The organism is Pseudomonas taiwanensis DSM 21245 (genome assembly GCF_000425785.1).
Lineage (GTDB): Bacteria > Pseudomonadota > Gammaproteobacteria > Pseudomonadales > Pseudomonadaceae > Aquipseudomonas > Aquipseudomonas taiwanensis.
Genome location: NZ_KE384450.1, coordinates 100,809 through 125,965 on the forward strand (window position 1 = coordinate 100,809; position 25,157 = coordinate 125,965).

At 63.2% G+C, this 25,157-nt stretch carries 23 protein-coding genes; 12 read left to right on the forward strand and 11 right to left on the reverse strand.

Going from position 1 to position 25,157, the window contains the following annotated elements; translation table 11 throughout:
• Positions 1–5: 5 nt before the first annotated feature.
• The 5 genes from H620_RS0119410 (at position 6) to H620_RS0119430 (ending at position 5,453) form a co-directional block, all read left to right on the forward strand.
• Positions 6–875, forward strand: a complete 870-nt coding sequence (locus H620_RS0119410) for a LysR family transcriptional regulator (RefSeq protein ID WP_023378166.1) — start codon at positions 6–8, stop codon at positions 873–875.
• A 124-nt stretch (positions 876–999) separates the two neighbouring features.
• Positions 1,000–2,058, forward strand: a complete 1,059-nt coding sequence (locus H620_RS0119415) for a putative 2-aminoethylphosphonate ABC transporter ATP-binding protein (RefSeq protein ID WP_023378167.1) — start codon at positions 1,000–1,002, stop codon at positions 2,056–2,058.
• A gap of 1 nt (position 2,059) precedes the next feature.
• Entirely contained in the window at positions 2,060–3,784 is a 1,725-nt protein-coding gene (locus tag H620_RS0119420; protein WP_027907893.1) for a putative 2-aminoethylphosphonate ABC transporter permease subunit, read from the forward strand.
• 18 nt (positions 3,785–3,802) lie between these two features.
• Complete coding sequence (locus tag H620_RS0119425; protein WP_023378169.1) at positions 3,803–4,828, forward strand: putative 2-aminoethylphosphonate ABC transporter substrate-binding protein; 1,026 nt, start codon at positions 3,803–3,805, stop codon at positions 4,826–4,828.
• A 76-nt stretch (positions 4,829–4,904) separates the two neighbouring features.
• On the forward strand, positions 4,905–5,453 hold the full coding sequence (locus H620_RS0119430) for a phosphonate degradation HD-domain oxygenase (protein ID WP_023378170.1): 549 nt from the start codon (positions 4,905–4,907) through the stop codon (positions 5,451–5,453).
• A 107-nt stretch (positions 5,454–5,560) separates the two neighbouring features.
• Here H620_RS0119430 and H620_RS0119435 read toward each other — a convergent pair whose 3' ends face one another.
• On the reverse strand, positions 5,561–6,925 hold the full coding sequence (locus tag H620_RS0119435; RefSeq protein WP_023378171.1) for a GTPase/DUF3482 domain-containing protein: 1,365 nt from the start codon (positions 6,923–6,925) through the stop codon (positions 5,561–5,563).
• Positions 6,918–8,309, reverse strand: coding sequence for a DUF2868 domain-containing protein (locus tag H620_RS0119440; RefSeq protein WP_027907894.1), 1,392 nt, complete (start codon positions 8,307–8,309; stop codon positions 6,918–6,920). The genes H620_RS0119435 and H620_RS0119440 overlap by 8 nt, the downstream gene beginning before the upstream one ends.
• Before the next feature lie 54 nt (positions 8,310–8,363).
• Here H620_RS0119440 and H620_RS0119445 point away from each other — a divergent pair, with 54 nt between their 5' ends.
• Positions 8,364–8,882: a dihydrofolate reductase gene (locus H620_RS0119445; protein ID WP_023378173.1), complete on the forward strand. Its 519-nt coding sequence runs from the start codon at positions 8,364–8,366 to the stop codon at positions 8,880–8,882.
• Positions 8,883–8,985: 103 nt separating this feature from the next.
• On the opposite strand, the gene H620_RS0119450 is transcribed toward H620_RS0119445, so the two are convergent.
• A complete protein-coding gene (locus tag H620_RS0119450; protein ID WP_023378174.1) occupies positions 8,986–10,377 on the reverse strand; it encodes an L-cystine transporter in 1,392 nt (463 codons plus the stop codon).
• 241 nt (positions 10,378–10,618) lie between these two features.
• On the opposite strand from H620_RS0119450, the gene H620_RS0119455 reads away from it, so the two are divergent.
• On the forward strand, positions 10,619–11,674 hold the full coding sequence (locus H620_RS0119455) for an HAD family hydrolase (RefSeq protein WP_023378175.1): 1,056 nt from the start codon (positions 10,619–10,621) through the stop codon (positions 11,672–11,674).
• 121 nt (positions 11,675–11,795) lie between these two features.
• Here H620_RS0119455 and ilvD read toward each other — a convergent pair whose 3' ends face one another.
• The gene (ilvD, locus tag H620_RS0119460; protein ID WP_023378176.1) at positions 11,796–13,637 is read right to left on the reverse strand and encodes a dihydroxy-acid dehydratase; all 1,842 of its coding nucleotides are present in this window, start codon (positions 13,635–13,637) and stop codon (positions 11,796–11,798) included.
• Between the two features lie 479 nt (positions 13,638–14,116).
• Here ilvD and H620_RS26005 point away from each other — a divergent pair, with 479 nt between their 5' ends.
• On the forward strand, positions 14,117–14,773 hold the full coding sequence (locus H620_RS26005) for a magnesium transporter (protein ID WP_081669746.1): 657 nt from the start codon (positions 14,117–14,119) through the stop codon (positions 14,771–14,773).
• A gap of 85 nt (positions 14,774–14,858) precedes the next feature.
• Here the strand turns inward: H620_RS26005 and H620_RS0119470 are convergent, their stop codons facing one another.
• Positions 14,859–16,055 (reverse strand): class I SAM-dependent rRNA methyltransferase, encoded by a 1,197-nt coding sequence (locus H620_RS0119470; protein WP_027907895.1) that lies wholly within the window; start codon positions 16,053–16,055, stop codon positions 14,859–14,861.
• Between the two features lie 209 nt (positions 16,056–16,264).
• Here H620_RS0119470 and H620_RS0119475 point away from each other — a divergent pair, with 209 nt between their 5' ends.
• Complete coding sequence (locus H620_RS0119475) at positions 16,265–17,080, forward strand: HDOD domain-containing protein (protein ID WP_177325253.1); 816 nt, start codon at positions 16,265–16,267, stop codon at positions 17,078–17,080.
• Between the two features lie 3 nt (positions 17,081–17,083).
• Entirely contained in the window at positions 17,084–17,896 is an 813-nt protein-coding gene (mutM, locus tag H620_RS0119480; RefSeq protein ID WP_023378180.1) for a bifunctional DNA-formamidopyrimidine glycosylase/DNA-(apurinic or apyrimidinic site) lyase, read from the forward strand.
• A 40-nt stretch (positions 17,897–17,936) separates the two neighbouring features.
• Here the strand turns inward: mutM and H620_RS0119485 are convergent, their stop codons facing one another.
• The 5 genes from H620_RS0119485 to H620_RS0119505 form a co-directional block, all read right to left on the reverse strand.
• Positions 17,937–18,188 carry a YfhL family 4Fe-4S dicluster ferredoxin gene (locus tag H620_RS0119485; RefSeq protein WP_023378181.1) on the reverse strand — a complete coding sequence of 84 codons (252 nt, stop codon included), beginning with the start codon at positions 18,186–18,188 and terminating at the stop codon, positions 17,937–17,939.
• Positions 18,189–18,296: 108 nt separating this feature from the next.
• Positions 18,297–18,776, reverse strand: a complete 480-nt coding sequence (gene coaD / locus H620_RS0119490) for a pantetheine-phosphate adenylyltransferase (protein WP_023378182.1) — start codon at positions 18,774–18,776, stop codon at positions 18,297–18,299.
• A gap of 111 nt (positions 18,777–18,887) precedes the next feature.
• Positions 18,888–20,486: a GMC family oxidoreductase gene (locus tag H620_RS0119495; RefSeq protein WP_027907896.1), complete on the reverse strand. Its 1,599-nt coding sequence runs from the start codon at positions 20,484–20,486 to the stop codon at positions 18,888–18,890.
• A 22-nt stretch (positions 20,487–20,508) separates the two neighbouring features.
• Positions 20,509–20,994 carry a hypothetical protein gene (locus H620_RS0119500; RefSeq protein ID WP_023378184.1) on the reverse strand — a complete coding sequence of 162 codons (486 nt, stop codon included), beginning with the start codon at positions 20,992–20,994 and terminating at the stop codon, positions 20,509–20,511.
• Positions 20,995–21,003: 9 nt separating this feature from the next.
• On the reverse strand, positions 21,004–22,434 hold the full coding sequence (locus tag H620_RS0119505) for a coniferyl aldehyde dehydrogenase (protein ID WP_027907897.1): 1,431 nt from the start codon (positions 22,432–22,434) through the stop codon (positions 21,004–21,006).
• 136 nt (positions 22,435–22,570) lie between these two features.
• On the opposite strand from H620_RS0119505, the gene H620_RS0119510 reads away from it, so the two are divergent.
• Positions 22,571–23,236 (forward strand): TetR/AcrR family transcriptional regulator, encoded by a 666-nt coding sequence (locus H620_RS0119510; RefSeq protein WP_023378186.1) that lies wholly within the window; start codon positions 22,571–22,573, stop codon positions 23,234–23,236.
• Positions 23,237–23,271: 35 nt separating this feature from the next.
• A complete protein-coding gene (locus tag H620_RS0119515) occupies positions 23,272–24,126 on the forward strand; it encodes a sulfurtransferase (RefSeq protein WP_023378187.1) in 855 nt (284 codons plus the stop codon).
• A 35-nt stretch (positions 24,127–24,161) separates the two neighbouring features.
• Here H620_RS0119515 and H620_RS0119520 read toward each other — a convergent pair whose 3' ends face one another.
• Positions 24,162–25,154 carry a hydrolase gene (locus tag H620_RS0119520; RefSeq protein ID WP_027907898.1) on the reverse strand — a complete coding sequence of 331 codons (993 nt, stop codon included), beginning with the start codon at positions 25,152–25,154 and terminating at the stop codon, positions 24,162–24,164.
• Positions 25,155–25,157: the final 3 nt, after the last annotated feature.

Sequence of the window (25,157 nt, forward strand, 5' to 3'; positions counted from 1 at the left end):
CATGCATGCTGAGTTCGGAGCTGAAAGCCTTCTACATGGTGGCCCGTCTGGGCAGTATCACCTTGGCGGCGAAGAAGCTTGGGCTCAGCCAGCCCACGGTCACCACGCAAATCCGTAACCTGGAAGGCCAGTACGCCGTGGAGTTGTTCTACCGTGGCGGGCGGCGCCTGGTTTTGAGCGAGGAGGGCGTGCGCCTGCTGCCGATGGTCAAGGCATTGCTGCAGCAGGAGGCCGACATCGAGTTCGAGCTGCGCAACAGCGGCCAAGCCCAAGGCAGCTTGCGCCTCGCGGCTACCGCGCCGTTCTACATTCTTGACCTGGTAAAGATCTACCGCGAACGCTTGCCGCAGGTGGAAGTCGCGGTGGAGATCGGTAACTCGCAGCAGGTACTGGAAATGCTTGAGGACTACCGGGTGGACATCGCCGCATCGTCGCAACTGGTAGAAGATCCGCGACTGGTTCGGCGGGTCCTGGGGAGCGATCCGCTGGTGGTGGCGGTGCACCGTAGCCACCCGTTGGCCCATCGCCAGACGGTATCGATCGAGGCGGTGGCCGGGCATTGCCTGCTGGTACGCGAGAAAGGCTCGACCACCCGCAAACTGACCGAGCAGATGATGCAGGAGGCGGGGGTGAAGGCCGGGGCACTGTTGGAAATCGGCAGCCGCGAGTCGATACGCGAGGCGGTGCTGCGCAATATCGGCATCAGTGTGATTGCCCGCCACGAGGTGCCGCACAACCCGGAACTGCGGGTGCTGGCGCTGGAGGATGCGCCAGTCATGCACGAGTACCTGTACTGCCTCAAGGAGCGGCGCCAGGCCAGGTTGCCAGCGGCCTTCCTTGGTGTAGCCCAGGAAGTGGCCGGTTCACGCTTCTGAGGATCTTGCAGGAGCGGTCGATACAAAATCTGCCTATGCCACTATCACCGGCTTTTGCCTGAAAGCCACAGAACCTTCGCACAGCATTCCTAGCATGGCCCCATCTCTTCGATGAGGCCCTGCCATGACCCCCACCAACTCCGGCGCACCACTGAAAGTGCGCAACATCCACAAGCGCTTCGGTGCCTTCACGGCGCTCAACGATGTTTCGCTGGACATCACCGCCGGCGAACTGGTGTGCCTGCTTGGCCCATCCGGCTGTGGCAAGACGACGCTGCTGCGTTGCATCGCCGGGCTGGAGCGTCAGGACCGTGGTGCGCTTTACGTCGGCGAGCGCGATATCTCCGAGCTGCCACCCCAGGCCCGAGACTACGGCATTCTGTTCCAGTCCTACGCACTGTTCCCCAACCTTACCGTCGAAGCCAACATCGCTTACGGCCTTGCTGGCAGTGGTCGCGAGCAGGTCCGCCAGCGGGTGGCCGAGATGCTCGATCTGGTAGGCCTTTCTGGCAGTGAGAAGAAGTATCCCGGGCAGCTCTCCGGTGGCCAGCAGCAACGGGTGGCCCTGGCCCGCGCACTGGCGCCGTCGCCATCGCTGTTACTGCTGGACGAGCCGATGTCGGCACTGGACGCCCGGGTGCGTGAGCACCTGTGCACCGAACTGCGCGAACTGCAACGCCAGTTGGGTATCACCACGTTGATGGTTACCCACAACCAGGATGAAGCCATGCTGATGGCCGACCGCATTGCGGTGATGAACAACGGCCAGGTCGAGCAGTACGCCACCCCGCAGGAAATCTACGACCAGCCGGCCACGCCGTTCGTCGCCGAGTTCGTCGGCCAGGGCAACTGGCTGCCATTCCAACGCCGCGACGACAGCCATGCCCTGGTCGGCGGCCTGGACATGCGTCTGGCGCCAGGTTCGGCCCAGGCCAGCAGTGGCCGGCTGTTCTGCCGCCCGGAGGCCATCACGGTGAACCCAGTGGTACACGAAGACAACGTGTTCCCCGCCAGGGTCCGCGAGATCACCTTCCTCGGTAACCGCTGCCGCATGAGCTTCGAACTCAAGGCACTGCCAGGCCATGCCCTGCTGGCCGAACTGACGCCCGAGGTGATGCCACGCCTGGGTTCGCAGGATATCTGGGTGGCGTTGCCACCGCAGAGCCTGCAGGTGTTTGCCTGAGATGGCCGTGCCAATGTCCCTGCCGCTCAACCAGGGCAAGGCCGCGCCGCGTGCTGGCGTCGCCCTGAGCGACCGGTTGTTCGTCGTCGGCGGCAAGAGCCTGCTGCTGATCCTTCTGGTGCTGGCCGTGCTGATGCCGCTGTTGGCGATCTTCTGGCGTGGTTTCAGTGGTGATGCGGGTCAGGGCGGTGGCTTGCTGGCGGCCCGTGAACTGTTCGCCAGCGACAACTTCCACTGGTTGCTGGGCAACAGCCTGTCGGTGGCCTTCACCGTCGCGGTCATCGTCGTGCCGCTGGCCTACCTGTTTGCCTTCGCCTTGCAACGCACGTTGATCCCGGGCAAAGGCCTGTGGCGAGGGATTTCGCTCTTGCCGCTGCTGGCCCCGTCGATGCTGCCAGCCATCGCATTGGTCTACCTGTTTGGCAATCAGGGCCTGCTGCGCGGGTTGTTCGACGACAACATCTATGGCTTCTGGGGCATCGTGCTGGGCGAGGCGATCTACACCTTCCCGCATGCGCTGATGATCCTGCTGTCGGCATTGTCGCTGGCCGATGCTCGCCTGTTCGATGCCGCCTCGAGCATGGGCGCCGGTCCGTGCCGGGCATTTACCAGCATCACCTGGCCGGCCACGCGCCACGCTGTGTTCGCTGCGTTCTGCCTGGTCTTTACCCTGACCATCACCGACTTCGGCGTACCGGTCGTGGTCGGTGGCGACTATCAGGTGCTGGCGCTGGAGGCTTACAAGGCCGTGGTCGGCCAGCAACAGTTTGGCCGTGGCGCGCTGATCGGCATGGTGCTGCTGCTACCAGCCCTGTTCAGCTTCAGCGTCGATGCCTGGCTGCGCCGGCGTCAGGGCCAGGCCATGAGTGGCCGTGCCCAGGTATTCGAACCCAAGCCGTCGCGTGGCCGCGATGCCTGCTGCCTGGCCATCGTGCTGCTGGTGTGTGCGGCATTGCTGCTGGTGATCGGCATGGCAGTGTACTCATCGCTGGTCACCTTCTGGCCCTACAACCTGTCGCTGTCGCTGCGTCACTACAGGTTCGAAGACACCGCCGGTGGCGGCTGGCTGGCCTATCGCAATAGCGTGACCATGGCCATTTGCACCGCGCTGATTGGCAGCGTCGTGATATTCACCGGTGCCTACCTGATGGAGAAGACCCAAGGCCAACGCCTGCTCAACCAAGCGCTGCGCCTGCTCAGCTTCATTCCCATGGCCGTGCCGGGACTGGTGCTGGGGCTGGGCTACGTATTCTTCTTCAACCTCAACGGCAACCCGCTGCATGTGTTTTACGGCGGCATGGGGTTACTGGTGGTGTGCACCATTGCCCATTACCTGACCACCGCGCAGATGACCGCGACCACTGCCCTGCGTCAGCTCGACGGTGAGTTCGAGGCGGCTGCGCTGTCGTTGAAGGCGCCGCTGTGCAAGCACTTCCTGCGGGTGACCGTGCCAATCTGCCTGCCGGCGCTGCTGGACATCATCCGCTACCTGTTCGTCTCGGCGATGACTACCGTGTCGGCCGCGATCTTCCTGTATAGCCCCGATACCCTCCTGGCCGCCGTTGCCGTGCTGAACATGGACGACGCCGGCAACGTGGGGGGTGCCGCCGCCATGTCCACCTTGATTCTGCTGACCAGTGCCAGCGCTTCACTGTTGCTGGCCACAGCCTCACGCGGCCTGCTGCGCCGCTCCCAAGCCTGGCGCCAACGCGCCGCGACCGCCTGACCTGTAAGGACCCAACCCATGTACAAGCACCTTGCACTTGCCGCAGCCGTTTCCGCCATGTTCAGCCTGCAGGCCTCGGCCGCGGGTACCCAGCTGATGGTTTACACCGCCTTGGAGGCGGAACAGCTCAAAAGCTACAAGCAGGCCTTCGAACGGGCCAACCCGGACATCGAGATCAAGTGGGTTCGGGACTCCACTGGCATCATTACCGCCAAGCTGCTGGCCGAGAAAGACCGTCCGCAAGCCGACGCGGTATGGGGCCTGGCGGCGTCCAGCCTGGCCATCCTCGACCAGAACGGCATGCTCGAAGCCTATGCCCCGAAAGACCTGGGCAAAATCGCCGCCAATTACCGCGATGCCGCCAACCCCCCTGCCTGGGTGGGCATGGACGTGTGGGCCGCGACCATCTGCTTCAATACCATCGAGGCCCAGAAGCAGGGCCTGAGCAAGCCGGTGAGCTGGCAGGACCTGACCAAGCCGGAGTACAAGGGCAAGATCGTCATGCCCAACCCCGCTTCGTCGGGTACCGGCTTCCTCGACGTGAGTGCCTGGTTGCAGACCTTTGGCGAGCCGCAAGGCTGGGCCTACATGGATGCGCTGCACCAGAACATCGGCCAGTACGTCCACTCCGGTTCCAAGCCGTGCAAGCTGGCGGCGGCAGGCGAGTTCCCGATCGGTATCTCGTTCGAGTACCCGGCCGTGCAGCTCAAGCGCCAGGGTGCGCCGCTGGACATCGTGTTGCCGAAGGAAGGCCTGGGTTGGGAAATCGAGGCGACGGCGGTGATCAAGGGAACGCCCAAGGCAGATGCGGCCAAGCGTCTGGCTGATTTCTCGGCAAGCCCAGCGGCCATGGAGCTGTACAAGGAAAACTTCGCCGTACTGGCTGCGCCGGGCATCGCCAAGCCGCAGACCGAGTTGCCGGCGGACTATGAACAACGCCTGATCAAGAACGACTTTGCCTGGGCTTCGAAGAACCGTGATCAGATTCTGGCCGAGTGGCGCAAACGCTATGACGGCAAGTCGGAAAAGGTGGCCCAGCAGTAACCACCTGCCCTTTCTCGGGCGCAGCGGTTTTGTCCGGGAAATGGCCAGCAACCCATCAAGCCAGGAGAAAACAGTCATGCCCACCCCAGCGCAGATCGTGGACAGCACCTTCGCCCTTTATGAGCGGCACGGCAGCGACGACTACATCGGCGAAGCCATCACCCAGCTCGAACACATGTCCCAGGCTGCGCAACTGGCCATGGCCGAAGGGTTCGACGATGAAGTCGTGCTGGCGGCGTTCTTCCATGACATCGGCCATCTGTGTGGCGGTGACGCCAGCATGGGCGGCTATGGGGTGGTTAGCCACGAACGTATCGGTGCCGAGTATTTGCGCCGCTGTGGCTTTAGCGAGCGCATGGCGCGGCTAGTTCAGTTTCACGTGGAGGCCAAGCGCTACCTGACCTTGCGGCAACCGGGGTATTACCAGCGGTTGAGCGAGGCGAGCCGGCGGACCTTGGAATATCAGGGAGGCGTGATGAGCGACTCGCAAGCCGATGCGTTCGAACGGGACCCGCTGTTCGACGTGAGCCTACGGATGCGGGAGTGGGACGAAAAGGCCAAGGAGGTCGGAGTGCCGGTGATCGACCTCCATGTGTTGAGGCAGAAGGCGCTGGCGCTGCTTTAAGGAATGGGCACTTGTGCTCGGCTCTTCGCGGGTAAACCGTTCCTACAGGTTCAATGCAACCCCTGACTGTAGGGGCGGGTTTACCCGCGGAGGGGCCAGGGCGCCTCTCAAAATTGCGAAACCAGCGCCTCCAACTGTTCCTGCCGTTCAGCCTGATTCAGCTTCGCCCCCGGATTGAGGGTCGACCATTGCGGGTGCGCCCGCGCCTTGCTCAAGGCTTCTGGCAACTTGCCCTCGCGCCAGGCCTTTTCATCCAGCTCACCCAGGCGGATGCTGTCTTGCGCGGCATGCCCGCGGTTGTCCAACGCCACCATCAACTGCTGCTGACGCAAGGCCAGCAAGCGTAATACCGTGTCGTCCACGGTCAGCTCGCGCTTGCCCTTGAGCTTGCCCATCAACCGCGACCCATAGTTGCGCGCGGTCTGTAGCGCGCCTCCGGCTATTGCCCCGGCCAATGCCGCCGCGCCCAGGGTGAGGCCGCCAACCAGCAAATCGACTCCGGCACCGGCTGCAGCGCCGGCAGCCACGCCGCTGCCCAGGCGAACACCGAGTAATTTCAAGGTTTCGGGGTTGAACAGATCGTCACCCCAGCGGCCATCCAGTAATGGAAGTTCGCCCGCATGGGCATCCTCACGGCGGAAGGCATACAGCTTCAACAAGGCTTCGACGCAACGCTGTTCACGTTGACGTATATCTTGTCGCAGCGCCTCTATGGCTCGGGCTTCGGCGGCCGGCTCGGCCGCGACACTGCGGCGGCAGGCGGCGCAGTCCAACAGCAGTTCGGCGATCAGACGTTTGCCGCTTTGCTGGCGAGCCAGGCGCTGTGCCTGCTGGTCGTCGATCAAGCGCTGCAAGGCTGGGCGGGCCTCCTCCAACAACAGGGCCAGGCTTTCGTACAAGCGGCGTTCACCGTCTTCGGGCGGGGCCACGCTATCGAACCGCACCAGTGCGTGCAGGCCCAGTCGGGCCAGGGCTTCACGCCACTGCGGTTCGCGGTGTTGGTGGCTGGCGACGAAGTTGAGCACGGGCAAAAGCGGCTTGCCACAGCCGGCCAACACCTCCAGTTCGTCTCGGTACTTGGCCAGCACCGGTTCGCGGGCGTCGATCACGTACAGACCGGCATTGCTGGCCAGCAACTGACGCAGGACCTTGGCCTCCTGCTCGAAGCGCTGGCGCGCTTCGCTGCCCTGAAGAAACCGTTCCAGTCGGGCCGGGCCGTCGAGGCGCTCGCCGGGGCGTTCCAGGCGCTCCAGGTAGTCGAGCAGGGCGATGGCATCTTCGAGGCCCGGGGTGTCGTAGAGCTCAAGCAGCGGCTGGCCATCCACGGACAGGCGTGCGCCTTCGACGTGGCGGGTGGTGCTCGGTCGATGGGATACTTCGCCGAAGCCGACATCGCGGGTGAGGGTACGCAGCAATGAGGTCTTGCCCACATTGGTGTGGCCTACCACGGCCAGTTTCAATGGCTCAGTCATGGCCTTGCTCCAGCCAGGTCAGGGGCGAAGTGTCGGCGTGTGGCAGGCCCAGGCGATCCAGGGCTTCATGCCAGTCGCCCAGTCGTTCGGCATCCAGTGCCTCGCCCGGTGCTGCTTGCAGCAGCCAGATGCGCGTGGCCCCGGCATTGCGTGCCAACTCGGCAAGCAAGGCGAGGCTGCCGCGGTCCGGCGAGCGGCGGGGGTCGCAGGCGACGGCCAGGCGGGCCGGGGGGAAACGGCTCAACTGTTCGAGCAGGCGGTTGCGCGACTCGCGGCTGTCGAGCACGCCAGCATCGGTGACGGCCTTGGGCAAGACGGGAGGCCAGGGGCGCTGGTCATCGAGCTCCAGCCCTACCAGCAGCGCGCCGCCATTGCCGCGCTGAGAGTGGCCCGCTTCGAAGTGCGGCAGGGTGTCGGGGGCAGCATCCTGCACACCGATACGCTCGCTACGAGGCATCAGCACTTCGCGCAGTTGCGCATAGCCTGGCAAACTCAAGTCCAGGGTCAGGCGTTCGCGACCCTGGCGCCAACGCCACAGGCAAAGCCCGGCCAGTAATAGCCGAGGGAGCAGGCCATAGACCAGCACCACGCCTAGCAACCAGCTGGCCCAGGCCTGACGAGCGACCTCCAGGGCCGGTAGTGTGTCGCCGCTGGCTCGAATCATGGTTTCGTCTGGCGTGGCGAAGCCCAGAAGCGAGGGCAGGGCACCCAGTACCTGGGTCAGGTGAATGAATGGCTCGGCGGCCAGCAAGGTGGTTTCCCAGACGAAGCCATAGCGTCGGGTGGCGAGCAAGGCGAGCAGCATCCCCAAGGCGCTTAGCATTGCCAGCAGCCATAGTCCGTGCACCAGCAGGCCAAGCAGCCAGCGATTCAGGCGTTGGCGTTGCAGCAGCACCATCAGGGCGGGCGCCAGATGCGCGGCCTTGGCATCGCGAGCGAAGCGCTCACTGAGCCAGAGCCAGAGGCGCCCAAGGCTGGCGCCATGTTCACCGCTCAGGGTGAAGCCAACAGCCCAGCCCACCAACATCAGCAGGTTCAGCCCGAGCAGGCTGCCCAGCGCCCAGAACACATTCACCGCCCGCTGGCCATCACCCAAGGCCGCCAGCGCCAGGCCAGCGCCGCTGAATACAGCCATCAGCAGCAGAGCCAGCAGCGCCAGGCGGGCGCCTTGCTTCCAGTGGTGCAAGGCAGCGGTCATGCCATCGCGCTCGGCAAGGAACAAGGCGCGGCGCTCGATGCGCACCGCCAGGTCGCCGCCTTGCTGGCGGGCGTGTCGGTTGGCTTCCTGGTCCTCCAGGGGGCCGGCGTGTTCCTCGCGCAGGCGCACCGCTTCGGTGAGCCAGCGCTTGTCGAGTTCGGTCGGTCCAGTCACAAGGTCTTCCATTGCACGGTTCAGGGCAGAAGCATAACCCACGGCGGGTTTGCTATCCTCGCCGGCATGACTACCTCACTCCCCCTCAGCCTGATCGCGGCGCTCGCCGAGAACCGTGTGATCGGCATCGACAATTCCATGCCCTGGCATCTGCCGGGGGATTTCAAGTATTTCAAGGCCACCACCCTGGGCAAGCCGATCATCATGGGGCGCAAGACCTGGGATTCTCTGGGGCGGCCGCTGCCGGGGCGCTTGAACATCGTCGTCAGCCGCCAACCTGGCCTGCAGCTGGCGGGTGCCGAGGTGTTCGCTTCGCTGGAAGCGGCGTTGGCCCGTGCCGAGCAGTGGGCGCGTGAGCAGGGCGTCGATGAGCTCATGCTGATCGGCGGGGCGCAGCTGTATGGGCAGGCGCTCGAAAAGGGGCTGGTCAGCCGGATGTACCTGACCCGGGTGGAGCTGTCTCCGCAAGGGGACGCGTGGTTCCCCGAGTTCGACAAGGCGCAGTGGGCTCTGCGCTCGAGCGATCCGCAACCCGCAGAGGGCCAGGGGCCGGCGTACCATTTCGAGGTCTGGGAGAAGGCCTGAGGGTTGGGCTTTCGGTCTTGTGACGGGGCTATGGCCTACACCCCCCCCCCTACATCAATGGCGGTGTAGGGGCGGTTCGCGGGCGATCAGCGCTATGAACGGCTCAGGAGTGACTCAGCTCTGCATGCTGATCACCTGCCAGCACATCCTTGTTGGTCTCTTTCAGTAGCTGACTGGTCACCACACCAGCAGTCATCGAGCCATTCACGTTCAGCGCCGTGCGGCCCATGTCGATCAGCGGCTCGACCGAAATCAGCAGCGCCACCAACTCCACTGGCAGTCCCATGGCCGGCAGCACGATCAGCGCCGCGAAGGTCGCACCGCCGCCGACGCCGGCAACGCCTGCCGAACTCAAGGTAACGATGGCCACCAGCGTGGCGATCCACAGGGGGTCGAAGGTGTCGATGCCCACGGCGGGTGCCACCATCACCGCGAGCATCGCTGGATAGAGACCGGCGCAGCCGTTCTGGCCGATGGTCGCACCGAACGAGGCGCTGAAGCTGGCGATCGACTGCGGTACGCCCAAACGGCGAGTTTGCGCTTCGATGTTGAGCGGGATGCTGGCTGCACTGGAGCGGCTGGTGAAGGCGAAGGTGAGCACCGGCCAGACCTTGCGCAAGAAGCGCAGCGGGCTGACGCCGGTCATGGCAAGGATGATACCGTGGACCACGAACATCAGGCCCAGGCCGATGTACGACACCAGTACGAAGCTGCCCAACTTGAGGATGTCCTCCAGGTTGGAGCTCGCCACTACCTTGGTCATCAGGGCCAATACGCCGTAGGGCGTCAGTTTCATTACCAGGCGCACCAGGCGCATTACCCAAGCCTGTAGGGTGTCGATGGCCGACAGGGCGCGCTGGCCTTTTTCAGCGTTGTCCTTGATCAGCTCGAGCGCGGCAAGGCCGACGAACACGGCGAAGATCACCACACTGATGATCGAGGTTGGTTTGGCCCGGGCCAAGTCGCCCACCGGGTTGCTGGGGATGAACGAAAGCAACAACTGCGGGATGTTGAGGTCGGCGACCTTGCCTGCATAGTCGCTGTGGATGGCTTGCAGGCGCGCGCTCTCTTGGGCGCCAGCTACCAGGCCCTCGGCGCTAAGGCCGAACAGGTTGGTCAGGGCGATACCGATCAGTGCTGCGATGGCCGTGGTCAGCAGCAGCGTGCCGATGCTCAGCACACTGATGCGACCCAGCGAAGAGGCATTGTGCAGGCGAGCCACTGCGCTGAGGATCGAGGCGAAGATCAGCGGCATGACGATCATCTGTAGCAAGCCAACGTAGCCGTTGCCGACCAGATCGAGCCAGCCCAGAGTGGCTTTGAGAACCGGGTGACCTGCACCGTAGACAGTGTGCAGCGCCAGGCCGAAGACCACGCCTAGCACCAGCCCCAGCAAGACTTTCTTCGCCAGGCTCCAGTCGGTGCGGCGGGTTTGTGCCAGGCCCAGCAACAAGGCCAGGAATGCCAGCAGGTTGAGTAACAGCGGCAGATTCATTGAAGCTCCAGGAAAAAGCAGAAGAGGCATCGCCTCTGTGAGCGATTGCGAACAGAAATGCTAACAGCCTGAAAACAAACGAATTTATATCTAAAAGTAATTTGGATAGTCGCTAATGGAATAACACTGTGTCGCTGGTGGCAATCAACACGGCGTTTGCAGCTGTGTGAAGGTCGTTGTGGGCCTGGGGTCTTGTTGCTTCCTGAACTAGTTTTCTTCGGTCATTTCAGGAGATCCGCACATGAAGTTCGCTCCGAAAGCTCTGGCCATCGGCCTTTCTTTGTTATTCAGTGTCGAAACCTGGGCCACCGAGCTCAAGCATTGGCCGGCCGAGGCGGCCAAACAGCTCGATTCGATGATTGCCGCCAACGCCCACAAGGGTAATTACGCGGTGTTCGACATGGACAACACCAGCTACCGCTTCGACCTTGAGGAGTCGCTGTTGCCGTTCATGGAGAACAAGGGGCTGCTCACCCGCGACAAGCTCGACCCTTCCCTCAAGCTGATCCCGTTCAAGGACACCGCCGAGCACAAGGAAAGCTTGTTCAGCTACTACTACCGCTTGTGCGAAATCGACGACATGGTCTGCTACCCCTGGGTGGCGCAGGTGTTCTCCGGGTTCACCTTGAAAGAGCTGAAGGTCCAGGTCGATGAGCTGATGGCCTTGGGCAAGCCGATTCCCAGCACCTATTTCGAAGGCGACCAGGTAAAAGCCATCGAGGTACAGCCGCCCAAGGTGTTCACCGGGCAGACCGAGCTGTACAACAAGTTGATGGAGAACGGTATCGAGGTGTACGTGATCTCGGCCGCCTCGGAAGAGCTGGTACGCATGGTGGCTTCAGACCCCAAGTACGGCTACAACGTGAAGCCTGAGAACGTCATTGGCGTGAGCCTGCTGCTCAAAGATCGTGCAAACGGCCAGCTGACCACCGCGCGCAAACAGATTACCGAGGGGAAATACGATGCCAAGGCCAACGAGGGCCTGGAACTGACGCCTTACCTGTGGACCCCTGCCACCTGGATGGCGGGCAAGCAGGCGGCGATTCTCACCTATATCGACCAGTGGAAGAAGCCAGTGCTGGTGGGCGGCGACACCCCGACGAGCGATGGCTACATGCAGTTCCATGGGGTGGATGTGAACAAGGGTGGAATCCACCTGTGGATAAACCGCAAGGCCAAGTACATGGACCAGCTCAACGGGATGATCTCGAAGAACGCGGCGGCGCAGGCCAAGGAAGGCCTGCCGGTGACGGCGGACAAGAACTGGGTGATCGTGACGCCGGAGCAGATTCAGTAAGGGGCAGACCCACTCCATCGCTGGCCAGTCAGCGCCGACAGAGGGTGACGCACCCTATGTCGAGGCCTTGGCAGGCAAAAAAAACCGGCGCACCAAGCGCCGGTTTTTTTGCCGCGGAGCCTTACAGCCCTTCGAGCATCGCTTTGTTGCGCACAGCACCCTTGTCGGCACTGGTCGCCAGCAACGCATAGGCCTTCAGTGCGGTAGTGACCTTACGGGGACGCGCTTCGACCGGCTTCCAACCCTTCTTGTCCTGCTCGACGCGGCGCTCGGCCAGCTCTTGGTCACTGACCAGCAGGTTGATCGAACGGTTGGGGATGTCGATCAGAATCTTGTCGCCATCGCGCACCAGGCCAATTGCACCACCGGCAGCCGCCTCTGGCGAGGCGTGGCCGATCGACAGGCCCGAGGTACCGCCAGAGAAGCGGCCGTCGGTGAGCAGGGCGCAGGCTTTGCCCAGGCCCTTGGACTTCAGGTACGAAGTCGGGTAGAGCATTTCCTGCATGCCCGGGCCGCCTTTCGGGCCTTCGTAGCGGATGATGACGACGTCACCGGCTTTCACTTCGTCGGCGAGGATGCCGCGAACGGCGCTGTCCTGGCTTTCGAAGATCTTCGCGGTGCCTTCGAACACGTGGATCGACTCGTCGACACCGGCAGTCTTCACCACGCAGCCGTCGAGGGCGATGTTGCCGTACAGCACGGCCAGGCCGCCTTCTTGCGAGTAAGCGTGCTCGACGCTACGGATGCAGCCTTCGGCGCGGTCGTCGTCCAGGGTTTCCCAGCGGGTCGACTGGCTGAACGCGGTCTGCGTCGGAATGCCCGCCGGACCTGCCTTGAAGAAGGTGTGCACGGCTTCGTCATCGGTCTGGGTGATGTCCCACTTGGCGATGGCTTCTTCCATGCTGCGGCTGTGCACGGTCGGCAGGTCGGTGTGCAGCAGGCCGCCACGGGCCAGCGAACCGAGGATGCTGAAGATGCCGCCAGCGCGGTGGACGTCTTCCATGTGGTACTTCTGGATGTTCGGCGCCACTTTGCACAGTTGCGGCACCTTGCGGGACAGGCGATCGATGTCACGCAGGTCGAAGGCCACTTCGGCCTCCTGGGCCGCGGCCAGCAAGTGCAGGATGGTGTTGGTCGAACCCCCCATGGCGATGTCCAGCATCATGGCGTTCTCGAACGCCTTGAAGTTGGCGATGTTGCGCGGCAGTACCGAATCATCGTTCTCGCCGTAGTAACGCTTGCACAGCTCGACGATGGTGCGGCCAGCGGTGAGGAACAGCTGTTCGCGGTCGGAGTGGGTAGCCAGGGTCGAACCGTTGCCCGGCAGGGCCAAGCCCAGGGCTTCGGTCAGGCAGTTCATTGAGTTGGCGGTGAACATACCGGAGCAGGAACCGCAGGTCGGACAGGCGCTGCGTTCATATTCGGCGACTTTTTCGTCGCTGGCCGACGAGTCGGCGGCGATGACCATGGCGTCGACCAGGTCCAGGCCGTGGCTGGCGAGCTTGGTCTTGCCGGCTTCCATTGGGCCGCCGGAGACGAAGATCACCGGGATGTTGAGGCGCAGGGCGGCCATCAGCATGCCGGGGGTGATCTTGTCGCAGTTGGAAATACACACGATGGCATCGGCGCAGTGGGCGTTGACCATGTACTCCACGGCGTCGGCGATGATCTCGCGGCTCGGCAGCGAGTACAGCATGCCGTCGTGGCCCATGGCGATGCCGTCGTCGACCGCGATGGTGTTGAACTCCTTGGCCACGCCACCGGCGCGCTCGATTTCGCGGGCGACCAGCTGGCCCAGGTCCTTCAGGTGCACATGGCCCGGGACGAACTGGGTGAATGAGTTGGCGATGGCGATGATCGGTTTCTTGAAGTCTTCGTCTTTCATCCCGGTGGCGCGCCACAGGGCGCGGGCGCCGGCCATGTTGCGGCCTTGGGTGGATGTCTTGGAACGATAATCAGGCATGAAGCACTCCTGGCGGCTGAATCAGGTCACAAAAAGGGGAGTGAGCTTCTCTTGTCCTTTGCGCCGCAGGCCGGTTGCCACTGGCACGGATGAGGCCGAAGACACTGCGGGATCGCCGCATGTTCGACCAGAGCTCATAAACCCGCCGGGGATGACTGGCGATGAATAGGTCGATTCTACACCGCTGGCGCCGCGAGGGAATGGCGATGTGTCTGGGCGGTGACTTTGACCGAATGGCCGGTCGTTTGTAGGACCGTTCTGAAATGCCTCCGGAGGGGCTGACACACCCAGCCTGGCTACCTATGATCCGCCGCGCCGCATGTGCGGCTTCACGAGAAATGACCTCAATGGACCTTCCCAGTTTCAGTTCGTACAGAACCTGCAAATTGGCACTGAGCGCGCCGTCGCCAGGGCTGCCGAGGGCTTGAGTCCGTATGACTGAGGTCTGCGGGCGCCTGGCGCGGCGTCTGGAGAACCTCATGCAACATCCAATCGATAACGACACCCTGCACCTGGACACCCGTGCAGCCCTCGAAGCAGAGCGGCGCGAAGCGACCGAAGACATTCACAAAGGCGCGTCGATCACCAATCATGTCGGCAACCTGCGGGATGCAACCCTTGGGCTGCTCTACCGCAAGCGCGTGCTATGGCTGGTGGTGCTGGTTTTCGGAAACCTGTTTTCCGGGGCTGGCATCGCGGCCTTTGAAGAAACCATCGCTGCCAACATCGCCCTGGTGTTCTTCCTACCCCTGCTTGTGGACAGCGGCGGTAATGCGGGGGCCCAGTCTGCAACGCTGATAGTGCGGGGGCTGGCGACCGGCGAAGTGGTCATGCGCGACTGGTGGCGGATGCTGGTCCGTGAGCTTGGTGTCGCTTTGGCACTTGGATGCACCATGGCATTGGCGGTGGCGTCGTTGGGCTTGTTGCGCGGAGGGCCGCTGATTGCCCTGGTGGTGGCCAGCAGCATGGTCGTGATCGTGCTGGTCGGTAGTCTGATCGGTATGAGCTTGCCGTTCCTGCTCAGCCGCTTCAGGCTCGACCCGGCCACAGCGAGTGGGCCGCTCATCACATCAATTGCCGATGCGGTGGGGGTGATGGTGTATTTCGGGGTTGCTTCGTTCGTTCTGGGCGTCTGAGACGCAGCGACCGATTCTTGAAAGGTCACCCATGGGCCAGTTCGAGAGCTGGCCCATGGGTGACCTTGGTTCTTTCAGGCTTTCATCAGCTGTTGGGCAGCAACCGGCACGTAATGCTCTTGATATAGCGGGTTTCGGCAATGGCCGGATGCACCGGGTGGTCCGGGCCTTGGCCGCCGCGTTCGAGCAGCTGCATGTTGCGGTCCAGGTGGCGGGCGCTGGTCAACAGGATGTTGTGCAGGTCGTCCTCGGGCAGGTGCATCGAGCAGGAGGCGCTGACCAGGATGCCGTCCTTGGTCAGCATGCGCATGGCCTGTTCATTCAGGCGGCGGTAGGCCGCTTCGCCGTTTTTCAGGTCCTTCTTGCGCTTGATGAACGCGGGTGGGTCGGCAATGATCACGTCGAAGCGTTCTTCGGCGGCCTTGAGCTCACGCAATGCCTCGAAGACATCGCCTTCGATGCAGGTGAGTTTTTCGCTGATACCGTTGAGCGCGGCATTGCGCTCCACGCCATCCAGGGCGAAGCCCGAAGCATCGACGCAGAACACTTCGCTGGCGCCGAAAGCGCCGGCTTGCACACCCCAGCCTCCGATGTAGCTGAACAGGTCGAGCACGCGCTTGCCCTTCACGTAGGGGGCCAGGCGTGCACGGTTCATGCGATGGTCGTAGAACCAGCCGGTCTTCTGGCCTTCACGTACCGGGGCCTCGAACTTCACGCCGTTTTCTTCCAGCGGCACCCAGTCCGGAACTTCGCCGTAGACGGTCTCGACGTAGCGCTGCAGGTCTTCTGCATCACGCGCGGCGGAATCGTTCTTGAACAGGATGCCGCTGGGCTTGAGCACCTGGACCAGTGCCGCGATGACGTCATCCTTGTGCAGTTCCATGGTGGCCGACGCCAGCTGAACCACAAGGATGTCGAAGAAGCGGTCGACCACCAGGCCTGGCAGCATGTCGGAATCGCCATAGACCAGGCGGTAGCACGGTTGCTCGAACAGGCGCTCGCGCAACGACAGGGCGACGTTCAGGCGATGCACCAGCAACGACTTGTCCAGCGGCAGCTTGGCATCGCGCGACAGCAGGCGGGCGCAGATCAGGTTGTTGGGGCTCAGCGCGACGATGCCCAGCGGTTTGCCGTTGGCTGCCTCGAGGACGGCCTGCTGTCCGGCCTGCAAGCCTTGCAGCGGGGTCGCATTGACGTCGACTTCGTTGCTGTAGACCCACAGGTGGCCGGCGCGCAGGCGGCGGTCGGCATTGGCTTTGAGGCGAAGGCTGGGCAGGGACATGACGTCGCTCCGGGAAAAAAAGAGCGGGATTATATCCTTTTGCTACGGGATCCGGGGCCAGGCGCGACAAAGTGGCGGCTGTACCGACAGGAATACGCGGCGCCGGCACGGTTCATCTGGGTTAGAATCCCCTCGACCTTCACGAGTGTGCACGTATGTCCCAAGAACTCAGCGCCGAGCAGATCCAGCAAGCCTTGCAAGGCATCACCATTCCGCCGCAACCGCAGATCATGGTCGATTTGCAGTTCGAGCAGTACATGCCTGACCCGGACCTGGAAACCATCGCCAAGCTGATTTCCCAGGACCCAGGCCTTTCGGGCGCCTTGCTCAAACTGGTGAACTCCCCGCAGTTCGGCCTCTCCAACAAGATTGGCTCGATCCAACGTGCGGTGAACCTGCTGGGCAGCCGCTCGATCATCAACCTGATCAACGCCCAGTCGATCAAGGGTGAAATGAGCGACGAAACCATCGTTACCTTGAACCGCTTCTGGGACACCGCCCAGGATGTGGCCATGACCTGCCTGACGCTGGCCAAGCGTACCGGTATCCAGGCCGTGGACGAGGCCTACACGCTCGGGCTGTTCCACGATTGCGGCGTACCGCTGATGCTCAAGCGCTTCCCCAACTACATGGATGTGCTTGAAGAGGCCTACGCCCAAGCCGGTGAAGAAACCCGCGTGGTCGATACCGAAAACCGGGCCTTCAACACCAACCACTCGGTGGTCGGCTACTTCACCGCCAAGTCCTGGCGCCTGCCAGAGCACATCAGCGGGGCCATCGCCAACCACCACAACGCCTTGGCGGTGTTCCGCGACGAATCCTCGCGCAATGCCCAGACCCAGCTGAAGAACCTGCTCGCGGTGCTGAAGATGGCCGAGCATATCTGCGCCTCGTATCGCGTGCTGGGTAATCAGGCCGTCGACCATGAGTGGAATGCGCTCGGCCCGCTGGTCCTCGATTACATCGGGTTGTCGGAGTACGACTTCGAGAACCTCAAGCAGACCCTGCGCGAGTTGGGGCACTGATTCATGCCTGAGTTACCAGAAGTCGAGACAACCCGACGTGGCATCGAGCCCCATCTGGTTGGCCAGCGTGTCAGCCGGGTAGTCGTGCGTGATCGGCGGCTGCGCTGGCCAATCCCTGAGGATCTGGACATACGCCTTTCGGGCCAGCGCATCCTCAGCGTGGAGCGACGCGCCAAGTACCTGCTGATCAACGCAGAGGTTGGCACCTTGATCAGCCACCTTGGGATGTCGGGGAACTTGCGCCTGGTCGAATTGGGGGCGCCGGCGGCCAAGCATGAGCATGTCGACATCGAGCTGGAATCGGGGCTGATGCTGCGCTACACCGACCCGCGCCGCTTCGGCGCGATGCTCTGGAGCCTCGACCCGTTCAATCACGAATTGCTATTGCGCCTGGGGCCGGAGCCGCTGACCGACCTGTTCGATGGCGAGCGCCTGTTCCAGCTTTCCCGCGGGCGCTCGATGGCCGTGAAACCGTTCATCATGGACAACGCCGTGGTGGTAGGGGTGGGCAACATCTACGCCACCGAGGCGCTGTTCGCCGCCGGTATCGACCCACGCAGAGAGGCGGGCGGCATCTCGCGGGCCCGTTACTTGAAGCTGGCCATCGAGATCAAACGGGTGCTGGCCGCAGCCATCGAACAAGGTGGCACGACGCTGCGCGACTTCATCGGTGGCGACGGGCAGCCTGGGTACTTCCAGCAGGAGCTGTTCGTGTATGGCCGAGGCGAACTGCCGTGCAAGGTGTGCGGGACGACCTTGCGAGAGGTTAAGCTGGGACAGCGGGCCAGCGTGTACTGCCCGCGCTGCCAGCGCTGAATTCCAAGGCTAGATCGCCGGCAAGCCGGCGATGGCGGCATCACGCTTTACCGGTGATCCGCCGGTACTTGGCCATCAGCTCATCATGGGTTTCTGGATGGGCCTCATCCAGCGGAATGCAATCTACCGGGCAGACTTGCTGGCACTGCGGCTCGTCGTAGTGGCCGACGCACTGGGTGCACAGATTGGGGTCGATCACGTAGATCTCTTCGCCTTGGGAGATTGCCTCGTTCGGGCACTCGGGTTCGCAGACGTCGCAGTTGATGCAATCGTCGGTGATGATCAGGGACATTGGGACTCCGGCCGGGGCTCACAGCCCGGGCATGTTCAACGCGGTAGGCACAATTGTGCCGCATTCGCGCCCGCAGTGCACGCGGGCGCGATGGTCAGGCGATGAGGGTTACTTCTTGAAGCGTTCGGTCAGGGCGTCGGCCACCGCTGGGTGGACGAACTTGCTGATGTCCCCGCCCAGCGCTGCGATCTCCCGGACCAGCGTCGAAGAGATGAACGAATAACGCTCCGATGGCGTCAGGAACAGGCTCTCGACATCGGGTGCCAGTTGCCGGTTCATGTTCGCCAGCTGGAACTCGTATTCGAAGTCGGACACTGCACGCAGGCCACGCAGGAAGACGTTGGCGTTCTGTTCCTTGGCAAAATGCGCCAACAGGGTGGAGAAGCCGATGACTTCGACATTGGGCAGGTGCTTGGTGACCTCACGGGCCAGCTCTACCCGTTGTTCCAGTGGGAACAGGGGGTTTTTCTTGGGGCTGGCCGCCACCGCGATGATCACATGGTCGAACAGGCGCGAAGCGCGTTCGACCAGGTCGCCATGGCCCTTGGTAATGGGGTCGAAAGTACCCGGGTACAACACTCGGTTCATCGCGTCATCCTGGCTGGAGTGCGTTGGGGAGTCGGATGGTAGCGCAGCGACTGCGCCCGGCCAAGTCGCGCGGCCGGAAGTTGGCACTATAGACAGAGGGGGCGCAGGTTGTCATGCGCCCTGTGCCAGCCGGGTAATCAGGGCATCGGTGAGCTTGGCGCTAATGGCGTAGACCGATAGCTGCGGGTTGGCACCGATGCTGGTGGGAAACAGTGAACCGTCGTGAATCGACAGGTTTTCCAGCTGGTGATGTCGGCCCAGGCTGTCGCACACCGCTTGGCGCGGGTCCTCGCCCAGCGCGCAGCCGCCCATGACGTGGGCGCTGCCAAGGCGGGTACGGAAAAGCTCCAGGCGCAGGCCATCGATCAGGGTCAGGGCCTGTTGCGGGTTGTCGACATAGCGGGCATCGCTATGTACGGGGGCTACCTGTCTCGCTCCAGCGGCGAACTGGATCTGCGCCATGCTTCGATAGGCCCGCCGCAGGCCGTCGCGCAGGTAGTCGGTGACGGGGTAGTCGAGCACAGGCGAGCCGTCGCCCCGCAGTTCCACTTCTCCCCCTTGGCTCTGCGGATGAAAACCGTCACGCAGCAACGCCAGCATGACATGGGTGTGGGGCAGGTCAGCCATGCGCTGGGCGTTCTCGGCGCCATACCCGCCCAGCAAGGTGCTGGCCAGGGCCGGGTGCAACGGTGGTACCTCCAGTTTGTAGCCCACAGGGCCGTCGGTACCGTCCTGCCACTGGAAGTGGTCGCTATAGATGGATTGCGGGGCGCCGTAATAAGGGTCGATGCGCGCGTCGAAGCGTGCTGCGCTGAAGTTCACCAAGTGCAGGAAGGTGCGTTTGCCCAGGCGCTTGTGCGGGTCGGGGGCTTGCGAGCGCAGCAGCAGGGCGGGGCTGTTGATGCCGCCGCCGGCGAGAACGAAGTGTCGGGCACGAACCGTGATCTGCCGGCCGTTGGGGTGCACTCCCTGAGCGTCGAGCGCCTGGCAGTGCAGTTGCACGATGCGTTCTCCGTTGTGTTCCAAGCGCACGGCCCGCGCCAGGTAAAGCAGCTCGCCCCCGTTGTCGAGGGTGGCCGGGATATGGGTCACCAGCATCGACTGCTTGGCATTGACCGGGCAGCCCATGCCGCAGTAACCCAGGTTCCAGCAGCCGCGCACGTTGCGTGGGATCACCGCCCAGCGGTAGCCTAGGCTTTCGCAGCCACGGCGCAAGACGTCATTGTTGGCATTCGGGGGCACGGCCCAGGGGGTGATTCCCAGTTGTTGCTCCACACGCTCGAACCACGGCTTCAGCACGTCCTCGGCCAGCCCTTTCACGGCATGTTCCCTGGCCCAGTGCGCCAGGGTCTGGGGCGGCGTACGGAAGCTGGAAGTCCAGTTGACCAGCGTGGTACCGCCCACTGCACGGCCTTGGAGGATAGTGATGGCGCCATCCTTGCTCATTCGCCCCAACCCTTCCTGATACAGACTGGCGTAGGCCTCATCCTCCAGCAGGTGGAAGTCGCTGCTGGTCTTGAGCGGGCCTTCTTCGATCAGCAGTACCTTGAATCCGGCTTCGGCGAGCATGTGCGCGCTGGTAGCGCCGCCCGCGCCGCTGCCGATGATGGCGATATCGGCCTGCAGGCTCAGGTCGTGCTCCAGACGCGAGCCGTCGTGGGTGATCCAGCCGCGTTCGAGGCCTTGACGAAACGGGTCGATGACAGGCATTGGCGATGCTCTTGTTGGGGGGTCAAATGTTCGGGGGGCCTGGGTAGCCGCACGCGGCCCAGGCTTCGGGCCGTTCGTACCAGGCCATCAGCAGCAGTTGCAGCAAGGATGAGTGGCCCATGCGTAGCAGGTTCAGCGAACTGTCCTGCCAGCGTTGCAGAAAGGCATTCACCTGCTGGGCGTCGGCCTGTTCCCAGCTACCCCAGATGCCTGTCAGTGGGCCGCGGGTGAGGGGCAGGCTCAGCACATCGAACAGCTGCCGGGTGAGCTTGAGCATCTCTGGCGACAATGCCGCCAACGTGTGATCGAGGCTGTGCAGCACCAGCTCCCGTGACGCTCGTGTACCCGCCAGCACCACGGGAATCAGGGCCTGAAGCACAGGCACATCGTCGTCTCGCAGCACCTGGAAGCCCGCCGCGGGCAATTGGGACGTGCAGCCGACCAGGCTGGTGGTGGCCAGAAACGCACTGGCGCCCAGGCTGAAACGCAGCAGATCGCGGCGATGCATGGGCGGCCCTCAGCGGATGAACAGCTTGTAGATCAAGCGCTGCACGGCTTTGCCATAGGGCGGGTAGATCAGTCGAGCCGTGTTCAGGCGCTGTTTGGCCAGCACTGCCTTGGCCTTGCTGAAGGTCTGAAACCCCTCCAAACCATGGTAGTGCCCCATCCCCGAGGGCCCGATACCGCCGAAGGGCAGGTCGTCCTGAGCGACATGCAGCAAGGTGTCGTTCAGGCACACGCCGCCCGAGTGGCTATGGCGCAGGACGTGCTCCTGTTCGCTGCGCTCGTAACCGAAGTAGTAAAGCGACAGCGGGCGCGGGCGCTGGTTGATGTAGCTGAGGGCGTCGTCGAGGGTGTCATAGGGCACCACAGGTAGCAGCGGGCCGAAGATTTCGTCCTGCATCACGATCATGTCGTCGTTCACACCCAGCAACAGGTGCGGCGGCAGGCGTCGGCCCTGCCGGGTTTCGTCCGGATACAGGTCGATGACCTGTGCCCCTTTGTGCCGGGCATCGTCCAGCAAGCCTTGCAGGCGTTGCAGTTGTCGCGGGTTGATGATTGCGCTGTAGTCGCGGTTGTCGGCAATCGTGGGATAGAAGCGTCGAACGGCGCGGCGGTAGGCATCGCTGAAGCCATCGAGCCGATCACGGGGCACAAGGACGTAATCAGGGGCGACGCAGGTCTGGCCAGCATTGAGGGTCTTGCCGAAGGCGATACGCTCGGCAGCGGCATCCAGCGGGACCGTGGCCGAGACGATGGCCGGTGATTTGCCGCCCAGCTCAAGCGTTACCGGCGTCAGGTTGTGGGCCGCGGCCAGCATCACCTGTCGACCGATGCTGGTGGCACCGGTGAACAGCAGATGGTCGAACGGCAGGCGGGCAAAAGCCTGGGCGACCTCGACCTCTCCCAGTACCACGCTGACCAGGTCGCTGGGGAACACCCGTTCCAGCGTTGTCTTGAGGGCCAGTGCGCTGGCGGGTGTGGCCTCGCTGAGCTTGAGCATGACGCGGTTGCCCGCTGCCAGGGCGCAGGTGAGCGGCCCGATGGCAAGGAACAATGGGTAGTTCCACGGCACGATCACGCCCACTACGCCCAACGGCTGGTACAACACCTGGGCCTTGGCGGGCTGGAAGGCGAGTCCAACCTTTCGGCGGCTTGGGCGCATCCAGCCGTGCAGGTGACGCTCGGCATGGCGCAGGCCCTGTACCGAGGGCAGCAGTTCCGCCAGCAGCGTTTCATCGGCACTACGGCCGTCGAAGTCGGTGTCGATCGCCGCGACCAACCGGTCCTGGTCCGCCAGCAGAGCCTCGCGCAGGCTCTTGAGCCACTGTCGTCGCTGGGCCTCAGGGGGCATGGGGTTGCCGGCGAATGCCTGGCGCTGGGCGGCGAACGTCGCCGCCAGGTCGGTGTCGGAATTCACGGGAGGCAAGGCGATGGACGAGGACATTTCGGCTCCGGCGCGGCTGAGAGTCTCTAGAGCCTATACTCTAATTCGTACGGTGGTACGAAAATTTCAAGCGGTGATCCGCTGCAATACACCGTAATATGCCCATTAATGGAAGCCCGCAGACTGGGAGCTGAGCATGGCCCCGCGCATAAAGACCCGAGAGCGCATCGTGCAGAGCAGCCTGGAGCTGTTCAACCAGCAGGGCGAGCGCAGCGTCAGCACCAATCACATTGCTGCATTCATGGAGATTTCGCCCGGAAACCTCTATTACCACTTCCCCAACAAGCAGGCGATCATCGCCCTGTTGTTCAGCCAGTACGAAGCGCTGGTGGACAGTTTCCTACGCCCACCCCAAGGCCGTGCGGCGACGGTGGAAGACAAGCGTTTCTATCTCAAGGCATTGCTGGCGGCGATGTGGAACTACCGATTCCTACACCGCGACCTGGAGCACCTGCTCGACAGCGACCCGGAGTTAGCCGCCCGTTACAGGCGTTTTTCCGAGCGCTGCCTGCGCCAGGGCCAGGCGATATACCGGGGCTTCGTCGATGCCGGGATCCTGACCATGGAATCGGCGCAGATCGAGTCGCTCACCATCAACGCCTGGATTGTGCTGACTTCCTGGGTGCGCTTTCTCAGCACCACTCGTGAACATTCCGCGCACCTGGGTGAAGAAGCATTCAAACGAGGTGTCTATCAGGTACTGGTGCTGGAGCTGGGGTTCGTGACCCGCGAGGCGCGCAGTGCCGTGGATGCGCTGTGCCAGGAATTCCATGTACCGTTCAACCAGGCCCTGGAGCCATGAACCAGGGCTTATCTGCCATTGTTCAGGAGACTGTCATGCCCTTAGCGCAATTGATCACCCCGCAGCAGCTGGCCGAGCGTCTGGACTCGCCCACGTTGGTGGTCCTCGATTGTCGTTTTGCCTTGGAAGATGTCGATTACGGCCAGCGCAGCTATGCCGGAGGTCATATCGCCGGGGCGCATTTCGCCGATCTGGAGCGCGATCTCAGTGGTCCGGTGACCAAGGGCAAGACGGGCCGTCATCCCTTGCCTGAGCCGCGCCGCCTGGTAGAGCGGCTGCGTGAATGGGGGGTGGACAATGACAGTGAAGTGGTGCTGTACGACGATGGACCGGGTGCGTTTGCCGCGCGTGCCTGGTGGCTGCTGGCTTGGCTGGGCAAGCGCGATGGCGTGTTCATCCTCGACGGTGGGCTCAAAGCGTGGCACGCCGCGCACCTGCCATTGAGCCTGGATCCTCCGCCCAAGCGCCAAGGGACCTTCACCGGCGAGCCGGACATGAAGTTGCTGATCGACGCCGGGCATCTGGCCAAGCGCTTGGGGAGCCCGGACCTGACCCTGCTGGATGCCCGGGCCTTGCCACGTTTTCGTGGTGAGGTGGAGCCGATCGACCCCGTCGCGGGGCACATTCCAGGGGCGCAATGTGCGGCCTTTACCGACAACCTGGGGGCGGATGGACGATTCTTGCCGGCAGAGCAGCTCAAGCAGCGCTATGCCGAGAAACTGGCGGGGCGTGAACCTGATCAGCTGGTGGCTTACTGCGGGTCGGGCGTAACGGCGTGCCACAACCTGTTCGCGCTGGCGTTGGCGGGGTATCCGTTGGGACGGTTGTATGCGGGGTCTTGGAGCGAATGGATCAATGACCCCGAACATGGCGTCGCTACAGGGGAGTGAGTCATCGGTTGCCGGGACTGTCGCCGGCAATGGCGCTACAGGCCTTCGACCAGCCACTGCGGAATCCGGCGCTCAAGGTAGTAACCCGGATTTCGCAGGCTGCCGTCGACGAACCCCACGTGCCCGCCACGGTGGTGTAACTCGAAGTGCGTTTGTGGCGCGAGTTCTTCGAGCCCAGGCAGGCTGTGGCTGGACACGAATGGGTCGTCGCTTGAGTGGATGATCAGCGTCGGAGTCCGGTTGGCGCCCAGAAAGTAGCGGCTCGATGAGCGCCGATAGTAATCGTGTGCGTCCTTGAACCCGTTCAGCGGCGCGGTAACCTTGCCGTCAAAGTCCCAGAAAGTGCGCAGGTTGCGCAGCGGTCCGAGCCGCGCCAACGCCTCAAGCCCTTCATCATGGCCACGGTCGCGGAAGTGTTTCTGCTTTTGCAGCACATAGGCGAGCATTTCCCGCATGAAATGTGCCTGGTAGACCTTCGAGAAGCCCTGCCCGATGCGGTCGGCGCACTGGTCCAGGCGAAACGGCACCGACACTGCCACCGCCGCCTCCAGCCCGCTGGCTGCGCCACTTTCGCCCAGGTACTTGAGCAATACATTGCCGCCGAGCGAATAGCCCACTGCGAACAGCAGCGAAAGCGGACGCTGGGCCCGCAGGTGGGCGACGATCTCGGCAAGGTCTTCACTGGCGCCTGAATGGTAGCTGCGCGGCAACAGGTTCGGCTCGCCCGAACAGCCTCGCCAGTTCACCGCCACGCTGGCCCAGCCACGCGCTTGCAGGGCACCCTGCAAGCCTTTGACATAGGGTGAGTGGGAGGACCCGGTCAGTCCATGCAGTACCAGTACCAGGGGGGCATCCGGCTGGTGCGGTCCATGCCAGTCAAGATCGATGAAGTCGCCGTCGGCCAGCCACAAGCGTTCACGGTCGCGTGGGAGCTCGGGCAGCTTGCGCCAAAGCGGCCCCCACAACGTCTGCAAATGAGGGTTGGACAGGCCGGCGGCCGGGCGGAAAGTGACGTTGAGGCTTGGCATGCT

Coding starts and splice junctions, on each gene's coding strand:
- H620_RS0119515 (WP_023378187.1), top strand. CDS start 23,272: ATGCCCTTAGCGCAATTGATCACCCCGCAGCAGCTGGCCGAGCGTCTG.
- H620_RS26005 (WP_081669746.1), top strand. CDS start 14,117: ATGCAACATCCAATCGATAACGACACCCTGCACCTGGACACCCGTGCA.
- H620_RS0119450 (WP_023378174.1), bottom strand. CDS start 10,377: ATGAATCTGCCGCTGTTACTCAACCTGCTGGCATTCCTGGCCTTGTTG.
- H620_RS0119470 (WP_027907895.1), bottom strand. CDS start 16,055: ATGTCCCTGCCCAGCCTTCGCCTCAAAGCCAATGCCGACCGCCGCCTG.
- ilvD (WP_023378176.1), bottom strand. CDS start 13,637: ATGCCTGATTATCGTTCCAAGACATCCACCCAAGGCCGCAACATGGCC.
- H620_RS0119495 (WP_027907896.1), bottom strand. CDS start 20,486: ATGCCTGTCATCGACCCGTTTCGTCAAGGCCTCGAACGCGGCTGGATC.
- H620_RS0119415 (WP_023378167.1), top strand. CDS start 1,000: ATGACCCCCACCAACTCCGGCGCACCACTGAAAGTGCGCAACATCCAC.
- H620_RS0119455 (WP_023378175.1), top strand. CDS start 10,619: ATGAAGTTCGCTCCGAAAGCTCTGGCCATCGGCCTTTCTTTGTTATTC.
- H620_RS0119510 (WP_023378186.1), top strand. CDS start 22,571: ATGGCCCCGCGCATAAAGACCCGAGAGCGCATCGTGCAGAGCAGCCTG.
- H620_RS0119430 (WP_023378170.1), top strand. CDS start 4,905: ATGCCCACCCCAGCGCAGATCGTGGACAGCACCTTCGCCCTTTATGAG.
- H620_RS0119440 (WP_027907894.1), bottom strand. CDS start 8,309: ATGGAAGACCTTGTGACTGGACCGACCGAACTCGACAAGCGCTGGCTC.
- H620_RS0119420 (WP_027907893.1), top strand. CDS start 2,060: ATGGCCGTGCCAATGTCCCTGCCGCTCAACCAGGGCAAGGCCGCGCCG.
- H620_RS0119445 (WP_023378173.1), top strand. CDS start 8,364: ATGACTACCTCACTCCCCCTCAGCCTGATCGCGGCGCTCGCCGAGAAC.
- mutM (WP_023378180.1), top strand. CDS start 17,084: ATGCCTGAGTTACCAGAAGTCGAGACAACCCGACGTGGCATCGAGCCC.
- H620_RS0119485 (WP_023378181.1), bottom strand. CDS start 18,188: ATGTCCCTGATCATCACCGACGATTGCATCAACTGCGACGTCTGCGAA.
- H620_RS0119505 (WP_027907897.1), bottom strand. CDS start 22,434: ATGTCCTCGTCCATCGCCTTGCCTCCCGTGAATTCCGACACCGACCTG.
- coaD (WP_023378182.1), bottom strand. CDS start 18,776: ATGAACCGAGTGTTGTACCCGGGTACTTTCGACCCCATTACCAAGGGC.
- H620_RS0119500 (WP_023378184.1), bottom strand. CDS start 20,994: ATGCATCGCCGCGATCTGCTGCGTTTCAGCCTGGGCGCCAGTGCGTTT.
- H620_RS0119425 (WP_023378169.1), top strand. CDS start 3,803: ATGTACAAGCACCTTGCACTTGCCGCAGCCGTTTCCGCCATGTTCAGC.
- H620_RS0119435 (WP_023378171.1), bottom strand. CDS start 6,925: ATGACTGAGCCATTGAAACTGGCCGTGGTAGGCCACACCAATGTGGGC.
- H620_RS0119520 (WP_027907898.1), bottom strand. CDS start 25,154: ATGCCAAGCCTCAACGTCACTTTCCGCCCGGCCGCCGGCCTGTCCAAC.
- H620_RS0119410 (WP_023378166.1), top strand. CDS start 6: ATGCTGAGTTCGGAGCTGAAAGCCTTCTACATGGTGGCCCGTCTGGGC.